At 51.5% G+C, this 23,894-nt stretch carries 21 protein-coding genes; 3 read left to right on the top strand and 18 right to left on the bottom strand.

The features are described from left to right. Positions 1-42 precede the first annotated feature (42 nt). The 8 genes from D5269_RS05960 to pyrH form a co-directional block, all read right to left on the bottom strand. Positions 43-4,395, bottom strand: coding sequence for a PolC-type DNA polymerase III (locus D5269_RS05960; protein ID WP_120484111.1), 4,353 nt, complete (start codon positions 4,393-4,395; stop codon positions 43-45). A 48-nt stretch (positions 4,396-4,443) separates the two neighbouring features. Beyond that, positions 4,444-5,481, bottom strand: a complete 1,038-nt coding sequence (gene ispG, locus D5269_RS05955; RefSeq protein ID WP_120484110.1) for a flavodoxin-dependent (E)-4-hydroxy-3-methylbut-2-enyl-diphosphate synthase — start codon at positions 5,479-5,481, stop codon at positions 4,444-4,446. 13 nt (positions 5,482-5,494) lie between these two features. Next, positions 5,495-6,520 carry a site-2 protease family protein gene (locus tag D5269_RS05950; RefSeq protein WP_120484109.1) on the bottom strand — a complete coding sequence of 342 codons (1,026 nt, stop codon included), beginning with the start codon at positions 6,518-6,520 and terminating at the stop codon, positions 5,495-5,497. An 83-nt stretch (positions 6,521-6,603) separates the two neighbouring features. Further along, positions 6,604-7,761 (bottom strand): 1-deoxy-D-xylulose-5-phosphate reductoisomerase, encoded by a 1,158-nt coding sequence (locus tag D5269_RS05945; protein WP_016316257.1) that lies wholly within the window; start codon positions 7,759-7,761, stop codon positions 6,604-6,606. 14 nt (positions 7,762-7,775) lie between these two features. After that, the gene (locus tag D5269_RS05940) at positions 7,776-8,615 is read right to left on the bottom strand and encodes a phosphatidate cytidylyltransferase (protein WP_016316256.1); all 840 of its coding nucleotides are present in this window, start codon (positions 8,613-8,615) and stop codon (positions 7,776-7,778) included. Positions 8,616-8,669: 54 nt separating this feature from the next. Then, the gene (uppS, locus tag D5269_RS05935; protein WP_120484108.1) at positions 8,670-9,398 is read right to left on the bottom strand and encodes a polyprenyl diphosphate synthase; all 729 of its coding nucleotides are present in this window, start codon (positions 9,396-9,398) and stop codon (positions 8,670-8,672) included. Positions 9,399-9,414: 16 nt separating this feature from the next. Beyond that, on the bottom strand, positions 9,415-9,969 hold the full coding sequence (frr, locus tag D5269_RS05930) for a ribosome recycling factor (protein ID WP_120484107.1): 555 nt from the start codon (positions 9,967-9,969) through the stop codon (positions 9,415-9,417). Positions 9,970-9,971: 2 nt separating this feature from the next. Beyond that, entirely contained in the window at positions 9,972-10,685 is a 714-nt protein-coding gene (gene pyrH, locus D5269_RS05925; RefSeq protein ID WP_120484106.1) for a UMP kinase, read from the bottom strand. A 340-nt stretch (positions 10,686-11,025) separates the two neighbouring features. Here pyrH and D5269_RS05920 point away from each other — a divergent pair, with 340 nt between their 5' ends. The 3 genes from D5269_RS05920 to yaaA all read left to right on the top strand — a co-directional run bounded on the left by D5269_RS05920 (position 11,026) and on the right by yaaA (position 12,867). Continuing rightward, complete coding sequence (locus D5269_RS05920; RefSeq protein WP_016316252.1) at positions 11,026-11,619, top strand: DUF4364 family protein; 594 nt, start codon at positions 11,026-11,028, stop codon at positions 11,617-11,619. A 77-nt stretch (positions 11,620-11,696) separates the two neighbouring features. After that, a complete protein-coding gene (locus tag D5269_RS05915; protein WP_016316251.1) occupies positions 11,697-12,107 on the top strand; it encodes a hypothetical protein in 411 nt (136 codons plus the stop codon). A gap of 16 nt (positions 12,108-12,123) precedes the next feature. Beyond that, positions 12,124-12,867 carry a peroxide stress protein YaaA gene (gene yaaA / locus D5269_RS05910; RefSeq protein ID WP_120484104.1) on the top strand — a complete coding sequence of 248 codons (744 nt, stop codon included), beginning with the start codon at positions 12,124-12,126 and terminating at the stop codon, positions 12,865-12,867. 36 nt (positions 12,868-12,903) lie between these two features. Here yaaA and D5269_RS05905 read toward each other — a convergent pair whose 3' ends face one another. The 10 genes from D5269_RS05905 to D5269_RS05860 form a co-directional block, all read right to left on the bottom strand. Then, a complete protein-coding gene (locus D5269_RS05905) occupies positions 12,904-13,443 on the bottom strand; it encodes a zinc ribbon domain-containing protein (RefSeq protein WP_120484103.1) in 540 nt (179 codons plus the stop codon). Between the two features lie 153 nt (positions 13,444-13,596). Further along, positions 13,597-14,883 carry an aminotransferase class I/II-fold pyridoxal phosphate-dependent enzyme gene (locus tag D5269_RS05900; RefSeq protein WP_120484102.1) on the bottom strand — a complete coding sequence of 429 codons (1,287 nt, stop codon included), beginning with the start codon at positions 14,881-14,883 and terminating at the stop codon, positions 13,597-13,599. 89 nt (positions 14,884-14,972) lie between these two features. Beyond that, the gene (locus tag D5269_RS05895; RefSeq protein WP_120484101.1) at positions 14,973-15,599 is read right to left on the bottom strand and encodes an MBL fold metallo-hydrolase; all 627 of its coding nucleotides are present in this window, start codon (positions 15,597-15,599) and stop codon (positions 14,973-14,975) included. Positions 15,600-15,660: 61 nt separating this feature from the next. Further along, on the bottom strand, positions 15,661-17,055 hold the full coding sequence (gene asnS, locus D5269_RS05890) for an asparagine--tRNA ligase (RefSeq protein WP_016316246.1): 1,395 nt from the start codon (positions 17,053-17,055) through the stop codon (positions 15,661-15,663). 42 nt (positions 17,056-17,097) lie between these two features. Further along, positions 17,098-17,439 (bottom strand): histidine triad nucleotide-binding protein, encoded by a 342-nt coding sequence (locus tag D5269_RS05885; protein ID WP_016316245.1) that lies wholly within the window; start codon positions 17,437-17,439, stop codon positions 17,098-17,100. Between the two features lie 16 nt (positions 17,440-17,455). Then, a complete protein-coding gene (gene alaS, locus D5269_RS05880) occupies positions 17,456-20,098 on the bottom strand; it encodes an alanine--tRNA ligase (RefSeq protein WP_120484100.1) in 2,643 nt (880 codons plus the stop codon). 374 nt (positions 20,099-20,472) lie between these two features. Next, entirely contained in the window at positions 20,473-21,243 is a 771-nt protein-coding gene (gene sigG / locus D5269_RS05875) for an RNA polymerase sporulation sigma factor SigG (protein WP_016316242.1), read from the bottom strand. A 74-nt stretch (positions 21,244-21,317) separates the two neighbouring features. Then, the gene (locus tag D5269_RS05870; protein WP_120484099.1) at positions 21,318-21,752 is read right to left on the bottom strand and encodes a pyridoxamine 5'-phosphate oxidase family protein; all 435 of its coding nucleotides are present in this window, start codon (positions 21,750-21,752) and stop codon (positions 21,318-21,320) included. A gap of 118 nt (positions 21,753-21,870) precedes the next feature. After that, positions 21,871-23,181, bottom strand: a complete 1,311-nt coding sequence (locus D5269_RS05865) for a HAMP domain-containing sensor histidine kinase (protein ID WP_120484098.1) — start codon at positions 23,179-23,181, stop codon at positions 21,871-21,873. Continuing rightward, the gene (locus tag D5269_RS05860) at positions 23,178-23,855 is read right to left on the bottom strand and encodes a response regulator transcription factor (RefSeq protein WP_120484097.1); all 678 of its coding nucleotides are present in this window, start codon (positions 23,853-23,855) and stop codon (positions 23,178-23,180) included. The genes D5269_RS05865 and D5269_RS05860 overlap by 4 nt, the downstream gene beginning before the upstream one ends. Positions 23,856-23,894 lie beyond the last annotated feature (39 nt).

The raw sequence follows: 23,894 nt of genomic DNA, 5'->3' as shown, positions 1-23,894 counted from the left end.
TATAGATTCAAAAACAGGGTTGCTTAAAAGCAACCCTGTTTTTTAAAAAAAGCTGACCTGTGAAGTTTCGGGCAGATCTCCCAGCGCACCGGAAGTGCGCAGCATCTCGATCACTGACTTGGAAACCCCGGCGCGGTTGGAAATATCGTCCGCAGAGATGAAAACATCCTTCTGCGCAGCTTCCCAAAGGCTTTTCGCTGCGGCCTCCCCTACCCCTTTCAGCGCCATAAAAGGCAGGCGAATCTTGCCATCCTCTACCTGATAGACATTGTAGTGGGATTTATAGAGATCGACTGGCAGAAAACTAACCCCACGGGCCTGGCATTCATAAATAATCTGCAATGTTGTCAGGACGCTTTCGTCCTTTGCCGTACGCTCGTTACCCATCTGCAAAAGGCTCTGCATCCGCGTCTTGGTCAACTGCTTGCCCACAACGGCAGCTTCTGCATCCAAATCCCCGCCGCGGACGGTAAAGACAACTGCATAGAACTCCAGCGGACGATGCACCTTGAACCAGCCGAGGCGGATGCAGGCGATAACATATGCCGCCGCGTGCGCTTTCGGAAACATATATTTGATCTTGAGGCAGCTGTCAATATACCATTGTGGAACCCCATGCTCCTTCATAGCCGTCATATGCTCCTCAGTCAATAGCGTTGGCGCCTTTCCCTTTCGGGTGATCTCCATAATCTTAAACGCCATCTTGGGCTCCAAACCCTTGTGGAGCAGATAAGTCATGATACTGTCACGGGTACCGATTACATTGGAAATCGTACAGGTTTTGCTGCGGATCAGCTCCTGCGCATTGCCCAGCCAGACATCGGTTCCATGCGAAAGCCCAGAAATCTGGAGCAGGTCGGAAAATTGCTTAGGCTGGGATTCAATCAGCATCCCGCGCACAAAGTTTGTTCCCATTTCGGGCAGCGCGAGCGTGCCAGTATTGCATTCGATCTCCTGTTCAGTCACGCCGAGCGCCTCAGGCGATGTAAACAGACTCATCACCGCTGGATCACTCATCGGGATGTCATTCACGTTGATACCGGTCATATCTTCCAAATATTTGTACATGGTCGGCACATCGTGTCCCAGCTCATCGAGTTTCAGGATGGTGTCGTGCAGGGAGTGGAAGTCAAAATGTGTGGTGGTAATATCCGAGTTGGGGTCATCCGCTGGACGCTGTACCGCGGTAAAATCGTAAACCAGGTTGGTTGATGGAACAACTACCATACCGCCTGGATGCTGACCAGTCGTGCGCTTGACGCCGGTACACCCGATCGCCAGACGTTCCTCCTCGGCGCGGGTCATGACTATTCCCCGCTCCTGCGCATATTTTTTTACAAACCCATAAGCGGTTTTCTCTGCTACCGTTGAGATCGTCCCGGCCTTAAATACATGGGTTGGCCCAAACAGTTCTTCGGTATATTTATGGATATTGGCCTGATATTCACCGGAAAAATTCAAGTCAATATCGGGTGCCTTATCGCCATCGAATCCAAGAAACGTCTCAAACGGGATGTCATGCCCATCCTGTTTATAGCGCGTCCCGCAGATTGGACAATCCTTCGGCGGAAGATCAAAGCCAGAACCATACTCCCCTTTTTCATAGAATTCACTGTGTTTGCAGTTAGGACAGTAGTAGTGCGGCGGGAGCGGGTTGACTTCCGAGATACCGGCCATAATCGCAACAAACGAAGAGCCAACCGATCCACGGGAGCCGACATGATAGCCGTTTTCCTCACTCTTAGCGACCAGCTTCTGCGCGATCATATAAAGCACCGCAAAACCATGCTTAATGATGGAGGTCAGCTCCCTGTCAAGGCGGTTGGAAACCAGATCAGGAATCTTCCCTTCATATCCATACATTTCCATCGCTTTGCCCCAAGTGATCTCCTGAAGCATCTGTTCTGAACCCTCAATTGTCGGGGTAAACGTTCCATCCGGAATCGGCTTGATCTCCTCTACCATATCCGCAATCCGGTTTGGGTTTGTGACCACCACCTCATATGCCTTTTCTTTCCCCAGATATGTAAATTCTTCCAGCATCTCGTCTGTAGTCCGGAAATAGAGCGGCGCTTGTTGGTCCGCATCCGAAAAGCCCATGCCCGCCATCAAAATCGCGCGGAATTTCGAGTCTCCCGCGTCCATGAAATGCACATCTCCCGTTGCTACTACCGGCAGATGCAGCTTTTCTCCTAGCTTGACAACTGTTTCATTGAACTCTTTTATCGTGTCAAGCCCTTTAACTTTACCTGTCCGCACCATAAAATCATTGTTTGCTAATGGCTGAATCTCAAGATAGTCATAAAATTTAGCGATTTCGCATAAATCTCCCCAACTTTTCCCCTCTATAATTGCCCTGTAAAGTTGTCCGGCTTCGCAGGCACTCCCAATCAACAACCCTTCCCGATACTGCATCAGCTTGCTTTTGGGAATCCGTGGACGCTTGGAATAATACTCCAAATGCCCCAATGAAACCAGTCGATAGAGATTTTTCAGGCCAACGTGGTTCTTTACCAGGATAATCTGATGAAAGGTTGGAGATTTTTTCACATCAACGGCTGCCAGAGAAGTATTGATCTGCTCGATCGCCCTGCAATTCCGTTCGGAACGGAAAATGCCGATCATTTTCTGAAATATTTTAGCGAGTATCTCTGCGTCGTCGCAAGCCCGATGATGGTTGAAATTTCCAAGCTCCAGATGTTTTGCAACAAGGTCCAGTTTATGCTTTTTCAGTTGAGGAAACAGTGAACGCGAGATCGTTACCGTGTCGATCGAGGTAAACTGATAGGGCATCCCGGAACGTTTCGCAGCCTGCTTGAGAAAACTGGTATCGAACGGCGCATTGTGCGCAATCAGCACCGCTTCCGCCCCTCCGCAAAATGCATAGAATGCCTTCAAGGCTTCCCCTTCCAATGGTGCATCCCGCACATCATCGTCGGTGATCCCAGTCAGTTCGGTGATCTTTGGCGGGATCGTACACTCCGGATTTACAAACGTATTAAACCGGTCGACGATCTCCCCTCCCCTCAGCTTGACCGCACCAATCTCGGTGATCCGCTCGGTCGCTGCCGAAAGCCCAGTGGTTTCGAGGTCAAAAACAATCAGCTCTCGATCAAAATCCCCAGTCGCTTCTCCCTGCATAGCATGAACCATATCATCGACAAAATAGGCTTCCACACCATAAATCACCTTTATTTTGCCGCCTTTTTTGCGGATGCTGTTGACAGCATTCATGCAATCCGGGAACGCCTGTACTACGCCGTGATCGGTAATCGCAACCGCCTGATGTCCAAATTCATAAGCCCTCTGAACCAGTTTCGCAGCCGGAGTCATCCCGTCCATCGCAGACATGTTCGAGTGCATATGCAGTTCGACCCGTTTCTCCTCTGCAAGATCCCTGCGTGGAATCTTTTTCACCGTTGCGATACTGTCAGGGCGCAACACACTTTCGTGGTCAAACCGGTCGTATTCCACCAGACCATGCATGACAACTGTATCACCATTGCGTAGTTCATCCAGCCCTTTAATCTTTTTATCCATCCGGCCGATAATCTTTGCGCAGTAAGAACCCGTATAGTCGGTAAAATAGACCGATAAGATCAGCGTTTTCTCATCCCGGCTGGTTCTCCGGTCGATCTTGAATACGTCGCCCCAAACTGTGACATTTCCACTTTCCAGGTTGACCGAAGCCATCTCGGTCGGACGCCCCTTGGGAGGATTTCCATAAAGAGTTCGCATAGACCCCTGTTCAAATGGAAGGTTCTGCGCATCAAAGCTCAGTCTGGACGGTTCTGCTGGCGGGGCATCTGTACCCTTACTCGCATCCATTTTCCGGGAGCAAACCGGTTCAGCGGGCGGTTGATAGAGAATCGGCTCCGGCTGGACTTTTTCCATGGTTTCCTGATAAATCTCACTGTCCGATGCGACATCCAGAACTCCATCAAACTCAACCTTGATCTCTCTGCCAAATTCCGCATAGATCACATCCGAGATTTTGCGGGGACAGTGAATCTCTTCCAAAAATTCCTTTCCGCCGTGGGTCAAATAGATTCGCAAGGTCCCATCCATCAAATCCGATCCACAGCCATCAAAAAAGCCGTTTACCGGAACCCCGCTTCCACCCAGACGTGCAATGATCTCAGGCAGATAATCGCAGGTAAACAATTCGGGTGGATAATGCGGGCAAAGCTCCACTTCCTGCACCTGCAACGCTGAAGCGAGCGTCCTCTGGAGCTGGCTCAACTCCGCATAGGGGACCCTTCCTTCCGGCATAAGCTGTATACGGACCACCCTTTTGGAGCCGTCGATTTGTACTCTGCTTATCTCCGCACCAGCGATGGGATCAGCTGGTGAATCGGGCAGATATTCCCCAAAAACATCAATAAAATGTGCCAAACCTTTTTCACAACCTTATCCGAATCTTGCATTGGAATCGACGAACGATTACATCCGGCCGATCTCGTCCAGAAGAACCTGCAAAATTTTGTCTTCCGGGTATTTGCCGACGATTTCCCCTTTTTTGAAAAGCAGCGCTTCCCCGGCTCCACCCGCGATTCCAATATCCGCTTCGCGTGCTTCTCCCGGTCCATTTACGGCGCAGCCCATCACAGCGACCTTGAGAGATTTTTTACAATCCGCGAGCTTGTCCTCCACCTGTCCAGCCAGAGAAATCAGGTCGATCTTTGTACGCCCACAGGTCGGACAGGAGATGATTTCAACCCCTTCTCTGGCAACTCCAGCCGCTTTAAGGATGTCGCGTCCTGCCCGGACTTCTTCAATTGGATCTGCTGTCAACGATACCCGGATGGTATCCCCGATCCCGTCACAGAGCAACGATCCGATCCCAACCGCACTTTTTAGCAAGCCCATACGGCTTGTACCAGCCTCGGTTACGCCAAGATGCAGCGGATAATCGGTCTGCTCCGCTGCCAGACGATAAGCGCGAATCATCGACGGCACATGGGAAGATTTGATTGACAGAACGATGTCAGAAAAGTCGAATTTTTCAAGTAGCTGTGCATGGTAAAGCGCACTGTCAACCAATGCTTGTGGCGTAGGTCCTCCATATTTTGTAAGAATCTGCTTTTCCAAGGAGCCTGAGTTGACGCCGATCCGAATCGGGATTCCCGCATTACGGCAGGCATGTGCTACAGTTTTGATGCGGGATTCCTCTCCGATGTTACCAGGATTGATCCGGATTTTATCCACTCCTGCGGAGACGGACTCCAACGCAATCCGATAATCAAAATGAATATCCGCAACCACAGGGATTTTTACAGCCTGCTTGATCGCTGGAATCAGCCGCACCGCTTCCAAATCGGGGATAGCGGCCCGAATGATTTCACATCCGGCCCGTTCCAGCGCAATTGCCTGCGCAACACTGCCTGCAACATCCGCAGCAGGCACGTTCAGCATCGATTGTACGGTGACCCTGCTTCCCCCACCGATCACGCTGTCTTTTAATTTTACTGCTTTTGACATTCCATTCCGTCCTTTAAAAAAGTCTGATAACATCATTGAAAGTGACCACCAGCATAATCCCCATCAGCAGGACAAATCCTGTTGCATGGATCAGCCCTTCATATTTGGGATTGACCGGCCGTCGAATCACCAGCTCGATCAGCAAAAAGACCAACCGCCCACCATCCAGAGCCGGAACCGGCAGAAGATTGAACACCCCGATATTGATCGTAATAAAGCTGACCAGTAACAGCAGCGTTTTGATGCCGGCTGTGCTCGCCTGACCGATCACAGTGGAAACTCCAACCGGTCCAGAAAGCTCCGACATAGTAAAGTTCCCTGTGATCAGGTTTAAAAATGACATCCAGACCTGCCGCACAATCGAGAACATCCACAAAAAGGAATACCGCACGCTGCCCCAAAATGTTTTGGATGTGGTGTAGACATAGAAATCCAAATTGATCAATCGGGTCCCATCATCGAGTGTTTCCATCCCGAAATCGACAGCTGGAATTTCCAGTCTTCGTCCGTCACGAATCACTGTAAAATCGACAATCCCATCTTTATCGCTAATCATCGAAAATGTGATGTCATTCGAGGTAAAAACCCTGCTTCCATTGACTCCAATGATTCGGTCATTTACCTGTAACTGACGGTTGCTTGATGCATTCTCATGGAATTCCGAGATGATAGTGGTCGGCAGGCTGGTCCGAAGTGCCACCAGAATGGACAGAATCACCAAACCCAAAATCAGATTCATCAGTGCCCCTGCACAGACAAACGCAATCCGCTTCCAAAGCCGCACGTTACAAAAAGCCCTTGGATCAGAACTTTCGGCATCTTCCCCTTCGACCGCCACAAAGCCGCCGATCGGAAACAAGCGGATCGCATATTTTGTTTCGCCCCGCTGTTTCGACCAGATCGCCGGTCCCATGCCAATCGCAAACTGGTTTACCCTCATTCCCGAAAGCTTTCCGACTGTAAAATGCCCCAACTCATGCACAAAAATCAACAGTCCAAATACCAGAATTGCCGCAACCACCTGAATCACAATTTCCATAGGTCAAGTATCCTCACCAATTCAAAAAATGTCCTGCTACTGCGCAGGAGCGGGGTTACAGCCCCGCCATAGTCATAGTATTCTTACCCGATCCCGCAATATTCCAATACCATCTCACGGGCAGTCCGATCTGCTTCCAGCACCATTTCCAGCGTATATGCCTGCTTTTCTCTTCCATCAAACCGTTCCAAAACCTCATGTACACAATCTGCGATCTTTGTGTAACGAATCCTGTTCTGCAAAAATAGTGCGACCGCCTGTTCATTCGCGCTGTTGACTGCACATGGGAACAGGCCGCCCATACTCGCTGCGCGCATGCAGTCCGCCAAACAGGAAAAGGTCTGCAAATCCGGCGGCTCAAAGGTCAGCGAGCCCATCTCTGACAGCGAAAGCCTGTTCGCCGTACCGGGAATCCGCTTCGGGTAGGTCAAAGCATATTGAATGGGGATCTCCATATCCGGAACCCCCATCTGTGCGATCACTGATCCATCGGCATATTCCACTGCGGAATGTACGACACTCTGCGGATGGACAATCACTTCGATCTGATCCGGGGAAATGCCGAACAGCCACATCGCTTCGATGAATTCAAGCCCCTTGTTCATCAAGGTAGACGAGTCAATCGTAATCTTTGCTCCCATAGACCAGTTTGGATGCTTTAACGCATCTTCCAATGTAACACGTTCCAACTCTGCTTTGGAATATCCTCGGAACGGGCCTCCTGAAGCCGTGAGCAGAATTCTCCGGGGCGGGTTTTGTAAATTTCCCTGTAAACACTGAAAAATTGCGCTGTGTTCGCTGTCCACCGGGAGAATCTTCACTCCATTGGCCTCCGCAGATTCCATCACGAGCTGTCCGCCCGCAACCAGTGTTTCCTTGTTGGAAAGTGCAAGCGTCTTTTTCGCGGCGATCGCCGCGAGGGTCGGACGTAGCCCGATCATCCCGATTACCGCATTGCATACGATCTCTGTCTCATCCAGGACGGTAAGCTCGCAAAGGCCATCCATCCCTGTTAAAATGTCAATATCCATGTCTGCAAGACGGACTTTCAGATCCTTGTACGCATTTTCATCAAAAATGGCAACACGGCGAGGGGTAAATTCCCTCGCCTGCTGTTCCAGAATGTCTGCGCTGCGATTTGCCGCAAGTGCAGTGACCTCATATCCCGCACGCTTGCAGACCTTTAATGTCTGGGTTCCGATCGAACCGGTAGACCCCAAAACTGCAACTTTTTTTTTCAAGTCGGTCCCCCCATTTATGCCAACACTGCAAGCGGCAGATAGCGGCTGATAATATAGACCAGCGGCGCAACCATCAATGCGCTGTCAAACCGGTCCATCACACCTCCATGCCCTGGCATAATCGACCCATAGTCTTTCACACCAAACTGCCTCTTTACAATGGAAGCCGAAAGATCTCCTACAATACTGACAGCCGATAAAAACGGCATGATACATGCAATCGCCAGATAGTGGATCTGTATTGGGTATCCCGCTGCCGCAGAAGCCAGACTGTACATCCATGAGATCAGCAGCATTGCAAAATCGGCAAAAATCATTCCGCCAATCGCACCCTCAACCGTCTTTTTAGGACTGATAACCGGTGCCAATTTATGTTTGCCGAACGCATGTCCGGCGAAATAAGCACCTGTATCCGACAGCCATGCACTGCCAAGTGAAAGCAGGACATAAAAAATCCCGAGCGTTGTGCCATTCCAATCCCGCTGGTAAACCAATGTAGAGAGCGAAAACGGGATCATCAGGCTAAAAGTGAAAACCACTGCAACCTGCTCGACATGGATTTTTTTATGATTGCGCAGCAACACAGAAAACAGGACAAGTACATAGAGATAACAGGTAAGCGGTATCACTCTGCTGAGAAGCCGGCTGGACAAAAACGGGATTGCAATCGCGAAAATGGTCGCCGGAATAGACAATGGACGGAAATTCCAGCAGCCGGTCGCAGAAAACATCTCATAAACCGCCAACCAAGCAAGCAGCGCAACAACGATATTGACAACAATGGTATCGAAAAGCGCCAGAACCACAGCCAGTAAAATCAAGCCAACCGCAGAACTGATAACTCTTTGTTTCATAGGGTACGCTCCATTCTTTCCGAATTTGCCCATAAACAGGCAGGAATCGGAAAATCAAACGCCGCCAAATCTTCGGCTGCGTTGCAAATATTGCAGGATCGCCTGATCCAGATGGTTTGGCGTAAAGTCCGGCCAGAGCACATCCATAAAGACCAGTTCTGCATAGGTTGACTGCCATGGCAAAAAATTAGAAGTTCGCATTTCCCCGCTTGGCCGCAGAATCATATCTGGGTCGGGCTGTCCACAGGTGTACAGACAATCAGAAACCATCTGCTCACTGATCTCGGATGGGGAAATCGTCCCCTCCGCGCACCGCTGTGCCAAGGTACGAACTGCCCGTACAATCTCATCCCGTCCACCATAGTTCAATGCGATATTGATGTGGATGCGATCGTTATTCGCGCTTTCCGCCTCGATCCGCTGCATCTTTTCCTGTAAATCCGAAGCAAGAGGAGTGCGGTCTCCGAGAAAACGCACGCAGGCATCCTCCTTTTGCTTCTGGAAAGCTTCGTCCAGATACCTGCGCAGGAGATCCATAATCGCCTTGACCTCATCCTGCGGCCTTTTCCAGTTTTCGGTGGAAAGGGCGTAGGCAGTGAGGTATTGGATGCCGATTTCACGGCAATACTGCGCGATTTCACTAAAAACCTTTGCTCCCTGCCGGTGCCCCGCTGTACGCGGCAAGCCACGCTTGGTAGCCCATCTTCCATTCCCATCCAAAATCAAGCCAATGTGCACCGGCAACTTCTCTGTGGGAACCTGCGCAAGCAGCCCTTTTGCCATGACGTTCCTCCGTTCGTTAGATTTCCAGAATTTCTTTCTCTTTTTTCGATGCGATCTCATCGATCCGCTTGCAGAATTTATCAGTTAGCTTCTGCATATCCTCTTCCAAGGTCTTCTGCTCATCCTCACTGATCTCACTACTTTTTTTCTGTTTCTTAAAGGTATCATTCGCATCCCGACGGATCGAGCGAATCGCTACTTTCGAATCCTCTCCTTGCTTGCGGATCTGCTTGCAGATATCCTTTCTGCGTTCCTCCGTCAGCGGCGGGAAAACAATTCTGATCACCATGCCGTCATTAGCTGGATTGATACCAAGGTCGGACACCTGAATCGCCTTTTCGATGGCCTTTAGGGTAGATTTATCCCAAGGTTGGATAACGAGTATACGAGCTTCGGATACGGAAACCGCAGCCAGAGATTGAATTGGGGTCGGCGTGCCATAGTAATCGACAGTAATTTTGTCTAGAACAGCCGGATTGGCACGCCCTGCGCGGATCGAAGCGTAGTCCGATTCCAGAATACGGATGGTCTTTTCCATCTTTTCATTGTAAACCTGAAGCTTCTCTTTCATGGTTAGTCCTCCTTCACAATCGTACCAATATTTTCACCCTGAATAGCCGCCAGAATATTGTCCGGGTCCGCCAGACTAAACACCAGAACCGGTATTCCATTCTCTCTGCACATCGCCGCTGCGGTGCTGTCCATTACTGCCAGTCCCTTTTCAAGCACTTCCTGGAAAGTCACTCTTTCATACTTAACTGCATTTGCGTTTTTATTTGGGTCACAGTCATAGACACCATCTACCATCGTGGCCTTCAACATGATGTCCGCATCAATCTCCGCGGCACGAAGGGAGGATGCCGTATCAGTTGAGAAAAACGGGTTTCCTGTACCACATCCAAAGACCACGACCCGCCCCTTTTCCATATGCCGAATCGCTTTGTTCCGAATGTATGGTTCAGCAATCTGCTGCATCGTGATTGCTGTCTGTACACGCACTTCAACCCCATGCGTTTCCAACGCATCTGCCAGTGCCAGCGCATTCATCACTGTCGCCAGCATTCCCATATGATCTGCACGTGTGCGATCCTCCATCTGGCTGCTGCTTCGCCCTCGGAAGAAGTTGCCGCCGCCTACAACAATCCCAATCTGCGCTCCAAGATCCACACATTTTTTAATACTTTCGCAGATCGAAGAAATCACACTATAATCAATTCCAAATTTCTTCTCACCGGCAAGAGCCTCCCCACTCAACTTGAGCAGGACCCGTTTATACTTGATTGGCATAAACTACCTCCATAGAATGTTTTTTCCACGGTACAACTGGCTTCCGCATACTCTATTTATTTTACAATAACCACCCGATAAAGTAAAGATAAAAAGACAGATTCTTTCCAAAATAATCACCTTTTGCCGATAGAATCAGAGATGTCTCAAAAAAGTGCCTGATTGGAGCGAAAAATAAGGTCATAGAACTATCATGATTGAGAGAACAGTTCTATACAATAAGTAAAATGCTGGAAATTCAAGCGTACTTATGATTCAGATCAAATCTCAAAGCTATTGACGTTACCCTCTAAAATTATGTATGATAGATAGAAAGGATCATGAAGAGAGGATGTTTGGAATGTACGATGTTTTCCGCGCCGGTGTTGAACCCGGCGGCCTTACAATGGATTATGAAATCAAGATTCTGATCTGTTATATCCTGCGTAGCCTGGGGCATCCAATGCCAATCTCTGCGCTGATTGAAGTTTTCGTTTCCGAAGGGATCGGCAACTATTTTGAGGCTGCAAGTGCAGCTTCAGGATTGGTTAAGAGTGGACACATAGAAATTCTGTCTCCCAGTCCATCCGAGCCTGATCAATGCTATCAGATCACCGATCTTGGGCGCAACGCTGCCGAGACATTCGAAAAGACACTCCCCCTTTCGATCCGTGAAAAAGCGGTTGCTGCCGCACGAGATTATTTTCTGATCCGGGAGCACCGAACTCACAACAAAGCGGAAACCCGCAAGGTGGAGGATGGGTATCTACTGACCCTCACAATCAGCGATATTGGAAGCGACCTGCTGACGCTGACCATTCTGCTGCCAGATGCAGAAACCTGCCGAAAGCTTCAAGATCGTTTTTTTAAAGACCCAGTCACTACCTATAAAGGCATTGTTGCGGTTCTGACTGGAAATTTTGAGACAGTCGGCGCACTTCTCGAAAACCAGTGATTTGACAGCTTGTTCAGAATCTGGTATCATCTTTTTTCATAAGACTTGAATTGAATTCGGATTAGGGAGGTATCTTCATGCTCCATCAATGGATGTTCTGGATTATGCTGCTGCTCTGCGGCTTTCGGCTCAGCGGGCTGACGTTTCTCCTCTCGAACGACCTGGATCGCCTGCCGACTGTTATCTACTACTCTGCGGGCGTAGCCATTTTCCTGGGACTTGTCCTTCTGTGTAAGCGAATCATCCTTTCTTTCCTGAGGACCCGCGACCTCGTTTTCTTTTATGTAATACACGCGGTCTCTGTCCTGCTCAATCTGATCGTGATGAAAGCATCTCGTCCGCTTGTCGTCTACAACACGGATCTTATTGTAACCGGTACTCTTTTTGATATCCTGATAAGTATCGTGCTGGTCATTGAAGCAGCTGTGGAGCACCAACATATCCGTCTCGAACCTGCCGAACCCGCTGAGCCAAACGAATCTATATAATCCGCAGGAGAATGCCATGTTCATTATCCTCTCCCCAGCCAAAAATATGCAGTCATCCCGTCTGGAGGGGTTGACTCTGTCCCGCCCACGTTTTCTCGCGCAGACAGAACAGCTTGTCGAAACTCTCCGCAAATTTAGTCCATGGCAGCTTGAACGCCCCATGTCAGTGAATCCCGACCTTGCGCTCAAGGCATTCGACTCCTTCCAGTCGTTCGACCCAGATGCAGAAGGAACTGCTGCGTTACTCGCTTACCACGGCCTGCAATACCGCAATCTCGATCCGCAATCGTTCAGTCTTGCGGACTTTGCTTTCGCAAACGATCATCTGCGTCTACTCAGCGCATTTTATGGGGTTCTCCGACCAACCGACGGGATTCTTCCCTATCGGCTGGAATTTCTCTGCAAACTGAAATTTGGCGGGCAAAATCTCTATCAATTCTGGGGGGATCTGTTTTATCGTGACCTGTTTTCCAGCGGAAAGACGGTTATCAACTTAGCCTCTGCGGAATATTCCAGAACGGTACAGCCCTATCTAACCCCGCACGACCGGTTTCTTACCTGTAATTTTCTCGTGATGAAGAGAGGAAAACCCAGAATGCTCGCTACTGCCGCAAAGATGGCACGCGGGCGGATGGCACGTTATATTGTGAAAGAGCGAATCGACGATCCAGAGGGCTTGAAGGACTTCTGCTGGAATGGATATACGTTTATACCGCATCTATCAGATGAATCTACATATACCTTTTTGCAAAGAGAATAAGAAGTAAAAAAGACTGCGGTAGCAGTCTTTTTTGTTTCAATAATGCTTATAGGCAAGGATGCTGGTCACAGACGAAATAACCACCAAGGCACACCCGGCAATCAACAGATAAGGGATCGCTGCGACATCAAAAAACAATCCTGATCCCTTGCCGGTATAGCACTGTATCGTCAGGATCAGTCCGCAGCCAGAGGCAAACAGCCAAAAACTGTCGAACAGCAATCCGCCCCTGCTCCCTCCGAGGATCAACTCCTGCACCAGCAGGACCACCGATGGCACCGCAAGCACAAGGGTGCGGATCCACCAATCCCGGTCGATTTCCGGTGGAACCGAGCCGCCATATCCAAACATGACCATCAGCTGAAAGGCAAGCGCCGCCAGCAGTGCAAGGCATCCAAAGATACCCAAAACCATTGCGCAGATGCCTGCCGCACCGGCCGGTGCTTCTAGTAACGGATCCTTGCCTTTATGCCGTTCCTCCCGCGCAAAATAGTTATTGACAAGGGATTCTCCGCAGTAGCCGCAGGAACGCGCCCGCCCACTGACCGGATGCCCACATTTCGGACAGTTTATCATCCCATCATCCCTTTCGATCTCCTCATCGTCTACTGTTCAAATATTCCAGCTTTAGTGTAGCACAACCAGACGCTCTTGACAAGAGATCGTTCTACAAAAGACGCAGGCGCATAGCACTCTCTGCGCCTGCGTCTTTTGTCTTTAATTTTCGGTTTACTGCTCCAGCAACTTTTCAACTCCTGCTAACTCGACGCAGAGGCAAAGCAGTTCCACCGCCTGCCGGAGTTCTGAGATAGTCGGATAGGAAGGTGCGACGCGGATATTACGATCACGCGGGTCCTTTCCATACGGATAAGTCGCACCTGCGGAGGTCAATACAACACCTGCATCCTTGCACATCTGAACCACCTTTTTGGCACAGCCGTCGAGCACATTCAGTGAAATAAAATATCCGCCCTTCGGCTCAATCCATTCGGCAATCCCTTTTCCAGCCAACTCATTATTGAATGCATCCAGTACCGTCTGGAACTTCGGACGCAGTTCCGCCGCCAACTTTTCCATATGCGCGAGCACACCGTCCAAATTTTTGAAGTACCGCGCATGGCGCAGCATGTTGACCTTGTCAAAACTGATCGTCTGGATCGTCAGCAGATTTTTCATGTTCTCCATAACCGCAGTTGAACATGCAAAGGCCGCAACACCAGCACCGGCATGGGAAATTTTAGATGTTGACGCAAACATCATTACCCGGTCAGGGTCTCCCGCTGCCTTACACTCCTCCAGAATATTCAGGATCTGCTGCCGCTCCTCGGGATGCAGGTCATGCACTGCATAGGCGTTGTCCCACATAATCATGAAATCACTTGCAGCGGTCTTCATGCGCGCCAGACGCCGCACCGTTTCGTCCGAATAGGTTACACCGTTCGGATTGGAATATTTCGGAACACACCAGATACCTTTAATCGTAGGATCAGACGCTGCCAATCGTTCAACCACGTCCATGTCCGGACCGTTTTCATCCATCTCCACTGGGATCATCTCAAAATTGTAACGCTGGGTAATCGCGAAATGGCGGTCATACCCCGGCACCGGGCAGAGGAATTTTCGTTCAGGGGTCTTCCACCACGGCTCCGCACCCGGCCGCACCCCATGCAGCACCATCTTACCAATTGCATCATACATCATGGTCAGGCTCGAGTTGCCGCAGATGAACAACTCCTCGGGGGCAACGCCCAACATCTCACAGAAGATCACTTTGCAGTCGGGAATACCGGTAAAATCCCCGTAGTTACGGCAGTCGGTACCATCGGCGGACAGACAGGAGGTCTTGGAATTGACCACATCAAAAAGGCCGTTTGCGAGGTCAAGCTGATCGGATGAGGGCTTTCCACGCGACATATCGAGCTTCAAGCCCCTGCGTTTAAACTGCTCATACCGTTCTGTCAGCTCGGTGCGCAGGGTTTCCAGCTCTTGCCGGGAAAGTTCGCTGTATCTTGCCATAAGTCGATAACCTCCATCTTTTATTTTTTATCATATAACATTTTTATTATACATGAAAACACCAGTTCCCGCAAGCTGATTTAGACAATTCACACAAAAAATCTTCTGCGGATTGTGAAACCATGACTTGTGAGCACGATTTTTGCACCGCTTTCTCGAATACGGGACACCGATTCCAAGCAGGATTTCCGATCTTCAAAGATCAGCGGCGGCGAGAGAGCTGGCATCCGCATCAGTGCATCCCCAACCACAATGGCTTCCCCCGCGATCACTCCTGTCGAACCAGCGGTATGGCCCGGAAGCTCGATCACCTGCGCATCCACCCCGTAGGCATTCAGACGCATCCCATCCGAGAGCAGGATTTCCGGGGAAAACGGCTCCAACGGCTTCTGCATCAGCTTTTGGGAAAAGTAGCGCAGCATCTGCCCACGTACGCCCTGTGCATTGAGCGGACGGGCGGACTGATGTTCCAACAATGGCAGGTCCGCCGGATGGAGCGCAACAGGTGCCCTCAACTCCTGTGCAAGAAACGCTGCATTTTTGATGTGGTCAAAATGGGCATGGGTCAGCAAAATCAACCGGACATTCGCATCCTGAACCTGTCTGAGAATCTGCCCCGCATTCCTCATTCCTGTGTCGATCAGCACCGAGCCCGTCTCTCCTCGTAGTAGCCAGCAGCAGGCCGTCCCTGCCGGAATCCGCTCAATCACCTGCATAAAAAGCGCCTCCCTGTCAAAAACCGCGCGCGGGTAAACTACCCGCGCGCGAAACACAAACTCAATATTCTGCCGAACCGGTTGTCCGCGGGAACGGAAGCACGTCCCGAATATTCGAAACCCCAGTGATATACATAATCAACCGTTCGAAGCCCAATCCAAATCCAGAATGTCTGGCACCGCCATATCTGCGGAGATCAAGGTACCAGCTGTAGTCCTCTTCTTTCAGGCCAAGCTCTGCAATTCGGCTGGTCAGCACATCAAGCCGCTCTTCACGCTGGCTTCCGCCAATGATCTCCCCAATACCAGGCACCAGCATATCTACCGCTGCGACCGTCTTGTTATCATCATTCAGGCGCATATAAAACGCCTTGATTTCCTTTGGATAATCGGTCACAAATACCGGCCGCTTCATTAGCTCCTCGGTTAGATACCGTTCATGCTCGGTCTGGAGATCACATCCCCAGTAAACCGGGTACTGGAACTGGTCTTTGACTTTTTCCAGCTGCTCGACCGCTTCGGTGTAGGTCAGGTGTGCAAACTCCGAATGGACGATCCCGTTAAGCCGCTCGATCAGCCCCTTGTCATAGAAATTGTTGAAAAACGTCATCTCCTGCGGGCACTGCTCAAGTACATAGGAGAGTACAAATTTTATCATATCCTGTGCAAGGTCCATGTTATCCTGAAGATCCGCAAATGCAATCTCCGGCTCGACCATCCAGAATTCCGCTGCATGGCGGGCCGTATTGGAGTTTTCTGCGCGGAAGGTCGGCCCGAACGTGTAAATATTCGAGAATGCCAGCGCCATACATTCCCCCTCCAGCTGCCCGGAGACGGTGAGATTGGTCGCCTTTCCGAAAAAGTCCTGCGAGTAATCTACCTTTCCGTCCTCGGTAAGCGGCGGGTTCAGTGGATCAAGGGTGGTGACCCGGAACATCTCCCCTGCCCCCTCCGCGTCACTGCCGGTAATCAGCGGGGTATGCACATAAACGAAACCGCGTTCGTTGAAAAACTTATGGATTGCGTAAGCCGCGACCGACCGCACCCGGAACACTGCTGCAAAGGTATTGGTGCGCGGACGCAGATGCGCGATCGAACGCAGGAATTCAAGCGAATGGCGCTTCTTCTGGAGCGGATAGTCCGGAGTGGAAGCCCCTTCAATCTCCACCGCGTCTGCATGAAGCTCAAACGGCTGTTTCGCATCCGGGGTCAACAGGATCGAGCCGCGGACCACCAGCGCACTGCCGACATTGAGTTTGACGACCTCGGAAAAATTCTCAAGTTTACCCGCTTCAAGGACAACCTGTAAGTTCTGAAAGGAAGAACCATCGTTCAGCTCGATAAAGCCGATCGACTTGGAGTCCCGGATCGTTTTTGCCCATCCGCAGACGGTTACTGGCGCACTGGTATATTCCTGTACTGCCGTGAACAGCTTTTTGATCTCTGTCCTTTTCACAATATGACCACCTTTTCTGAAATCTGCTTTTCAATCTGCCAATCAGCCTGGAGGCCAGGCAAGGTTGCGCTGCGCGAGTACATGGAAGTGCAGGTGCCCGACCGTTTGTCCCGCCATTGGGCCACAGTTGTTGACCACGCGAAAATCATCCCCGCAGTCCAGTCCCTTCGCAAGCTTGGCAATTACTGCAAAGATATGCCCAACCACCGCGCAGTTTTCCTCGGTGAGCATATTTGCGCCCGAAATATGCGCTTTGGGCACCACCAGAAAATGTACCGGCGCCTGCGGATCAATGTCATGGAATGCATAACACCGGTCATCCTCATAAATCTTTTTGCTCGGGATCTCTCCCGCAATGATCTTGCAAAACAGACAATCGCTCACAGCCGATCCCTCCTGATTATTGAATAAATTTGCCCACAATCGCCGGAAGCTGTGCAACCGCTTCGTCGATCTTAAAAATCTCGGTAGTGCCGCCCATTGCGGAGTCCGGACGACCGCCACCCGATCCACCGCAGAGTGCGGTGAACTCCTTGACGATCCTGCCGGCGTGAGCACCTTTCGCGACCGCATCTTTGCCGCAGCAGACAAGGATGCTCGCCTTTCCGGCATTGACTGTGGTCAGAACACAGATTGCTGCCGGATTCCGGTCACGCGCATGGTCTCCCATCGTGCGCAGCGCTTCCACCTTCGCGCCGTTGAGAGAGATGCTTGCAATCCGGATGCCGCCAACCTCCTGCGCACCATCAAACAGGTTGCTCATCTGCACCTCGGCAAGTTTGCTGTTGATCCCGTCCAGCTCCTTCTGAAGGGCTTTCATCTCACTGTTGAGCGCGGCCGCCTTGACGGGAAGCTCAGCGGGATTGCCGACCTTCAGCGCCGATGCAGTCTCCTGCATCAGCTTTTCCTGGTCGGAGATCAGCTTGAGCACATTCCGGCCGGTGACCGCCTCAATCCTGCGGATACCTGCCGCGACCGAAGATTCCTTCACAATTTTGAAGAGGCCGACTTTTGCAGTATTGTCCAGATGGGTGCCGCCGCAAAGCTCGATTGACTCGCCCGGCACGTTGCAGACCCGTACGGTATCGCCATACTTTTCCCCAAACAGCGCCATTGCCCCGAGCTTTTTCGCTTCGTCAATCGGCATCTCCCGTACCTCCACGTCGATCGCGGAAAGTACCGCCCGGTTGACGATCTCCTCGACCTTCTCCAGCTCCTCGGGCGTAACCGCAGAGAAGTGGGTGAAGTCGAACCGGCAGATGTTGTCGTCGTAGAAGGCGCCCGCCTGATGCACATGATCTCCGAGCACATTACGCAGTGCCGCCTGAAGCAGATGGCAGGAGGTATGGTTGCGCATAATATCGCGGCGGCGTCCTGCATTGATCGCCGCAGTGACCGTGTCCCCCACCTTCAAGGTTCCGGCAGTCAGCTCCCCTACATGTACAAAATGTCCACCTTTGGATTTTTTGCAGTCAAAGACATTGAAAAAACTGCTGTCACTTTTGAGCATACCGCCATCTCCGGCCTGACCGCCGCTCTCAGCATAGAACGGGGTAATATCCAGCACGATCGAGCCAAGCTCGCCATCCGATAGCTCTTCCGCCCGCTGGTTATCCTTGATGATTGCCACTACTTTGGCTTTGGCGGCAAAGTCGGTATAACCCACGAAATTGCCATGCTCTTTCACGTCTGAGAGGATGTCCTCCTCCCAGCCGAGATCGCCCATCGCGGCGCGGGCTTCGCGGGCGCGCTGCTTCTGTTCCTCCATCTTGGCGATGAACTCTTCTTCATCCAGCCCGATCCCCCGTTCCTCGAGAATCTCCTTAATCAGATCAACCGGGAATCCGAAGGTATCATAGAGCTTGAACGCATCCGCGCCCCGCACCATCTTGTTCTCCATATTTGAGTCGATCTTGTCGATGATCGCGTTGAGCAGCTCGATTCCCTGGTCGATCGTGCGGGCGAACCGCTCTTCTTCTACCTTGATAACCTTGATGATGTAATCTTTATTCTCAACCAGATTCGGGTATGCGTTGGCGTTCTCACGGATAACCGTTTCGGCAACCTCATAGAGGAACGGATGGTCGATCCCGAGCAGACGTCCATGACGTGCGGCGCGGCGGAGCAGACGGCGCAGGACATAACCGCGCCCCTCATTCTGCGGAAGGATGCCGTCACCGACCATGAAGGTGGTTGAACGGATGTGGTCGGTGATGACCCGCAGGGAAACGTCGGTTTTCTCGTTGGTGTGGTACTGCACCCCCGCGATCTTGGCGATGTGGCTCATGATATTCTGGACGGTGTCCACTTCAAAGAGATTGTCCACCCCCTGCATGATGCAGGCGAGACGCTCCAGGCCCATGCCGGTGTCGATGTTTGGGTGCTCCATCCGCTCGTAATGGCCGTTCCCATCCCCGTCGAACTGGGAAAACACCAGATTCCAGAACTCGACATAGCGGTCACAGTCGCAGCCGACGCCGCAGGTCGGCTTGCCGCAGCCGTACTTCTCGCCGCGGTCAAAATAGATCTCGGAGCAGGGACCGCAGGGACCGGAGCCGATCTCCCAGAAGTTATCGTCCTTGCCCAGACGGACAATATGAGTCGGGTCCACGCCGACCTCTTTGGTCCAGATTTCAACCGCTTCGTCATCGTCCTCATAGACCGAAACCCAAAGCCGGTCTACCGGAAGCTCAAGCACTTTGGTGATAAATTCCCAGGCCCACGCGGTCGCCTCGTGCTTGAAGTAATCGCCAAACGAGAAATTCCCAAGCATTTCAAAGTAGGTGCCGTGCCGCGCGGTTTTTCCCACGTTTTCGATGTCCGGGGTGCGGATGCACTTCTGACAGGTGGTGACCCGTTTTCTGGGTGGGGTTTCGATGCCGAGGAACCATTTTTTCATGGGGGCCATGCCTGAGTTGATCAGCAGCAGGCTCGCTTCATCCGCGGCCGGCATCAAGGGAAAGCTCGGCAGACGCAGATGTTCTTTGCTTTCAAAAAAGCTGAGGAATTTTTCACGCAGTTCATTCAGTCCAGTCCATTGCATTGTCTCTATCGCTCCTTTAAAATTGTGACAAAATAAAAAACGCCCCCGCCCCATAAATGGGACGAAAAGCGTAACCAACACCTTCCGCGGTACCACCCATATTGCGCAATCGCGCCGCTCAAAAGGATTAACGCTCGCACCGCGTCCAGCTCCGCGCCGGAAGGCTCGGGGATGGCTTCCATCGGGTCTTGCGGCGGCCTCACAGCCAAAGGGCCGCTTCTCTGGGGCAAACATACGATGGTTGATCCCGTCATTGCCATATGCAAAACAGTATATACCCTGACTTTGGAAAAGTCAACCGTCTGATCTCCTCATCCGGACGTTTCAGGCGATTTTCTTCAAACTTGCACATGGCAGATGCCGGCATTTTTCTTTTAAATGTGCTTTTTGATCCATTCGAGCGCACCCTTTTCCAGTCTTGAAACCTGTGCCTGTGAAATTCCGATCTCCTTTGCAACCTCCATCTGTGTTTTGCCGACAAAAAAGCGCAGGGACAAAATCTTTTTTTCCCGTTCTCCGAGACTCTTCATCGCCTCCTTGATCGCGATTTCGTCCATCCAGTCGCTCTCACCATTTTTATCCCCCACCTGGTCCATCACAAAGATGGTGTCCCCGCCATCCGAATAGACCGGTTCGTAGAGGGACATCGGTTCGACGATCGCCTCGAGTGCAAGCACGACATCCTCCTTCTTAACCCCCATTTCCTTTGCGATCTCATCAACCGTCGGCTCCCGGGAGTTGCGGTTCATCAGCGCCTCTTTGGCCTGCATCGCCTTATATGCCATGTCCCGGAGTGAACGGCTCACCCGCACCGCGTTGTTGTCCCGCAGATGCCGCCGGATTTCCCCGATAATCATCGGCACGCCATAGGTAGAAAACCGGACATTTTGGTTCGGATCAAAATTGTCGATCGCTTTAATCAGGCCAATACATCCCACCTGAAACAGATCATCGAGGTTTTCCCCCCGGTTGGTGAATTTCTGCACGACCGACAGCACCAGCCGAAGATTGCCGTTTATCATCTCGTCCCGCGCCGCCTGATCTCCCGCACGAATTCTTTTTAGCAGTTCGATCTTTTCCTTTTCCTTCAGGACAGTCAGTTTGGAGGTGTTTACCCCGCAGATTTCCACTTTATTGATATACAAATCCCGCGCACCCCTTATACTCTCTACATTCGAGAAAAGTATGGGCAGTGCGCGGGAAGATCATGCAGGATTTTTCAGTTTCCAATAGTTTCTTGTATTGCAAAATCTTCGGACTTGAAGTTGTGGTAATACCGTCCTGACCGGGCGGTAAAACGCAATACACAGTAGTCTGGGTCATCCGGACCCTGCGGATAGTAGGCCGTATCCCCTTCCCGCCAGATCCGGTAGCGGGACTCCGAGTCGGTCAATATCTCTATGGTACCGGTCAACAGCGCACCTCGGAAAAAACGCCGGTCACAGAAATAAAGGCAAGCCGCAGGATTCTCGCGGTACTGCGCCACATGCAGCGACGAGGTGTTTGTGGTCAGCCAGAAGGTGTGAATTCCCTCCCGTTCGCGCGGTTGGAGCATCGCCTTGACGCTCGGGAACCCCTCCTTATCAATCGCGCCCAAAAAGCAGACCGACTGTTTATCCATTAGATTTCCAATGGTTTTTTCTGCGTCTCTCATAAAAAAGGCCCCTTTCTTTTCCTGAACTATATTTCTTGTCCCACAGGGCACAGTCAAAAGTGGGAGAAAACTTCTGATGCGATTTCCCAGGCAAAAAATCAGGCAAGACCTGAATCCCTTACAAGAATATGGTAAAACGCACGCCGCTTCCGGGCAGGTTTTCTACAGATGCTTCCCCACCATGCAACTCCGCTACCCGCTTGACGATCGAAAGCCCCAGACCGTTTCCCTCTCCTCCTCGGGAAGGATCGGCCTTATAAAACTGCTCAAACAGATGCGGCCGACTTTCCTCCGGAATGTTGTCCCCATCGTTGCAGATGACAAACACCACCCGCTCCCCTTTCTGGTGCAGAGCCAGGGAAATCCGTCCTCCATCCGGAGAAAACTTTACCGCATTGTCGATCAGGTTCGCCCACACCTGCATCAATAACGACTCATAACCTGCAAAATAAATTTCATCCAGTTCGAGGTCCAACTCCAAATTTTTTCCGGTCCAGCCCGCCTCACAGAGGGCAAGCGCATGCCGAATCTGCTCGTCAATCCGCACTGGATGCCGCTCGGATGGGATATTGCCTTTATCCAGCCGGTTAATCATCAGAATGTTCGCCACCAGAACCGACAGCCTGCGGGTTTCGTCGGTGATCGTCCCCACATATTCCCTGCGTTCCTCTGGGCTGCAATCCCCCTCAAGCAGTTTGGCATATCCTTCGATGGCGGTCAGCGGCGTCTTGAACTCATGTGAGATGTCCGAAACAAAGTTGCTGCGGAGCATCTCAACACTGCCAAGCTCCCGTGTCATGGTGTTAAAACTCTCGATCAGCGAACCAATCTCATCCATGCGCTTTGGGGCGGGAATCCGGACGGTAAAATCCCCTGCCGCGACCTTACGGGTTGCCTCGTCCAGCATACGCACCGGCACCAGCAGGCGGTAGCCACCGATCATCGCGGCGATAAGGCCGATCAGCAGGGTAAGCAGCAGCGAAAGCAATTTGGTCTGACGGGAGAGTCGGAAGATCGGTTCCATGTCCGCCTGAACCAGGATATAGCTGTCCTTATACCGGTTGAGCATCGCATGAGGTAGACCGTTCCCACTGGTCCGGGAGAACACAAGGTAGCCATCAGCCGCGAGCCTTCTCTGTTCCTCTTTGTCCAGCTCAAGCGGGGAAAGATCATCCAGTATCCGAAGCCGGAGACGCTCAAAACTGAGCAGCTCGTCAATGTCCGAAAGGGGCAGGTGGTGCTGTTCCAGATAATCCGCTACAGTGTCAATACTGGACAGCACCTGATTTTGTACATCGCCGGCGAACGCCCGTCTGGAGAAATGGGAAAACATGACTGTTGGGACCGCCGTAGTGACCAGCATTATCAGACAGAGCAGACCCACAACCTGATGGTAAACCGTACTGCGGCGTTTGCAGCGCTTTTTCATGTACCCTTCTGCACTCCTTTATAGCCAAGCCCCCGGATAGTGGATATTTCCATGTCAGGGATCTGCTCAAACCGCTCCCTCAGCCGCTTGATGTGCACGTCTACGGTACGGGGGCTGGTTTCACTGTCAAATCCCCAGATTTCATCCATCAGCTCCTGGCGGGTAAAAATCCGGTTGGGATAGGAGAACAACTTGTAAAGCAGGTAAAATTCCTTTTGCGGAAGCACGACTGTCTCCCCCGGGAGCCGGACCTCGAGCGTATTATAATCGAGTGTCACCTCGCCGATCCGTATTTGATTCTCGCTGTAAATCCGGCTGCGTCGGAGCAGCGCCCGCACCCGCAGAACCAGTTCTTCCAGATCAACCGGTTTGGTCATATAATCGTCTGCGCCCGCCTCAAACCCTTCTTTTTTGTCCACGAACTCGGTTTTGGCGGTCGCCATCAGTACCGGTATCTCCATCCGATTTTCCCGGAGCTGCCGAACCAGCGCATAACCGTCCATCCCCGGCATCATGATGTCAACGATCATCAGGTCGACCGCCTGCTCCCCCAGCAAGTGCAAAGCCTGCTCCCCGGTTTCGGCAAGCAGGGTGGAAAACCCTTCCCGGCGCAGATAAATGTCGATCAGCCTGCGAATTTTCTGGTTGTCATCCACGACCAAAATTACCGCCATACGATCCCTCCTTTTTCAAAAATTCCTGCTACCATCCTA

It is taken from the genome of Anaerotruncus sp. 1XD42-93 (assembly GCF_009917605.1).
In the GTDB taxonomy this organism is placed as follows: Bacteria; Bacillota; Clostridia; order Oscillospirales; family Ruminococcaceae; genus Anaerotruncus.
The sequence above is the reverse complement of the archived record's forward strand: the minus strand, read 5'-3'. Positions and strand labels throughout refer to the sequence as shown.

Coding starts and splice junctions, on each gene's coding strand:
- ispG (WP_120484110.1), bottom strand. CDS start 5,481: ATGTCAAAAGCAGTAAAATTAAAAGACAGCGTGATCGGTGGGGGAAGC.
- D5269_RS05950 (WP_120484109.1), bottom strand. CDS start 6,520: ATGGAAATTGTGATTCAGGTGGTTGCGGCAATTCTGGTATTTGGACTG.
- D5269_RS05940 (WP_016316256.1), bottom strand. CDS start 8,615: ATGAAACAAAGAGTTATCAGTTCTGCGGTTGGCTTGATTTTACTGGCT.
- uppS (WP_120484108.1), bottom strand. CDS start 9,398: ATGGCAAAAGGGCTGCTTGCGCAGGTTCCCACAGAGAAGTTGCCGGTG.
- frr (WP_120484107.1), bottom strand. CDS start 9,969: ATGAAAGAGAAGCTTCAGGTTTACAATGAAAAGATGGAAAAGACCATC.
- pyrH (WP_120484106.1), bottom strand. CDS start 10,685: ATGCCAATCAAGTATAAACGGGTCCTGCTCAAGTTGAGTGGGGAGGCT.
- D5269_RS05920 (WP_016316252.1), top strand. CDS start 11,026: ATGTACGATGTTTTCCGCGCCGGTGTTGAACCCGGCGGCCTTACAATG.
- D5269_RS05915 (WP_016316251.1), top strand. CDS start 11,697: ATGCTCCATCAATGGATGTTCTGGATTATGCTGCTGCTCTGCGGCTTT.
- yaaA (WP_120484104.1), top strand. CDS start 12,124: ATGTTCATTATCCTCTCCCCAGCCAAAAATATGCAGTCATCCCGTCTG.
- D5269_RS05905 (WP_120484103.1), bottom strand. CDS start 13,443: ATGATAAACTGTCCGAAATGTGGGCATCCGGTCAGTGGGCGGGCGCGT.
- D5269_RS05900 (WP_120484102.1), bottom strand. CDS start 14,883: ATGGCAAGATACAGCGAACTTTCCCGGCAAGAGCTGGAAACCCTGCGC.
- D5269_RS05895 (WP_120484101.1), bottom strand. CDS start 15,599: ATGCAGGTGATTGAGCGGATTCCGGCAGGGACGGCCTGCTGCTGGCTA.
- alaS (WP_120484100.1), bottom strand. CDS start 20,098: ATGCAATGGACTGGACTGAATGAACTGCGTGAAAAATTCCTCAGCTTT.
- D5269_RS05870 (WP_120484099.1), bottom strand. CDS start 21,752: ATGAGAGACGCAGAAAAAACCATTGGAAATCTAATGGATAAACAGTCG.
- D5269_RS05865 (WP_120484098.1), bottom strand. CDS start 23,181: ATGAAAAAGCGCTGCAAACGCCGCAGTACGGTTTACCATCAGGTTGTG.
- D5269_RS05860 (WP_120484097.1), bottom strand. CDS start 23,855: ATGGCGGTAATTTTGGTCGTGGATGACAACCAGAAAATTCGCAGGCTG.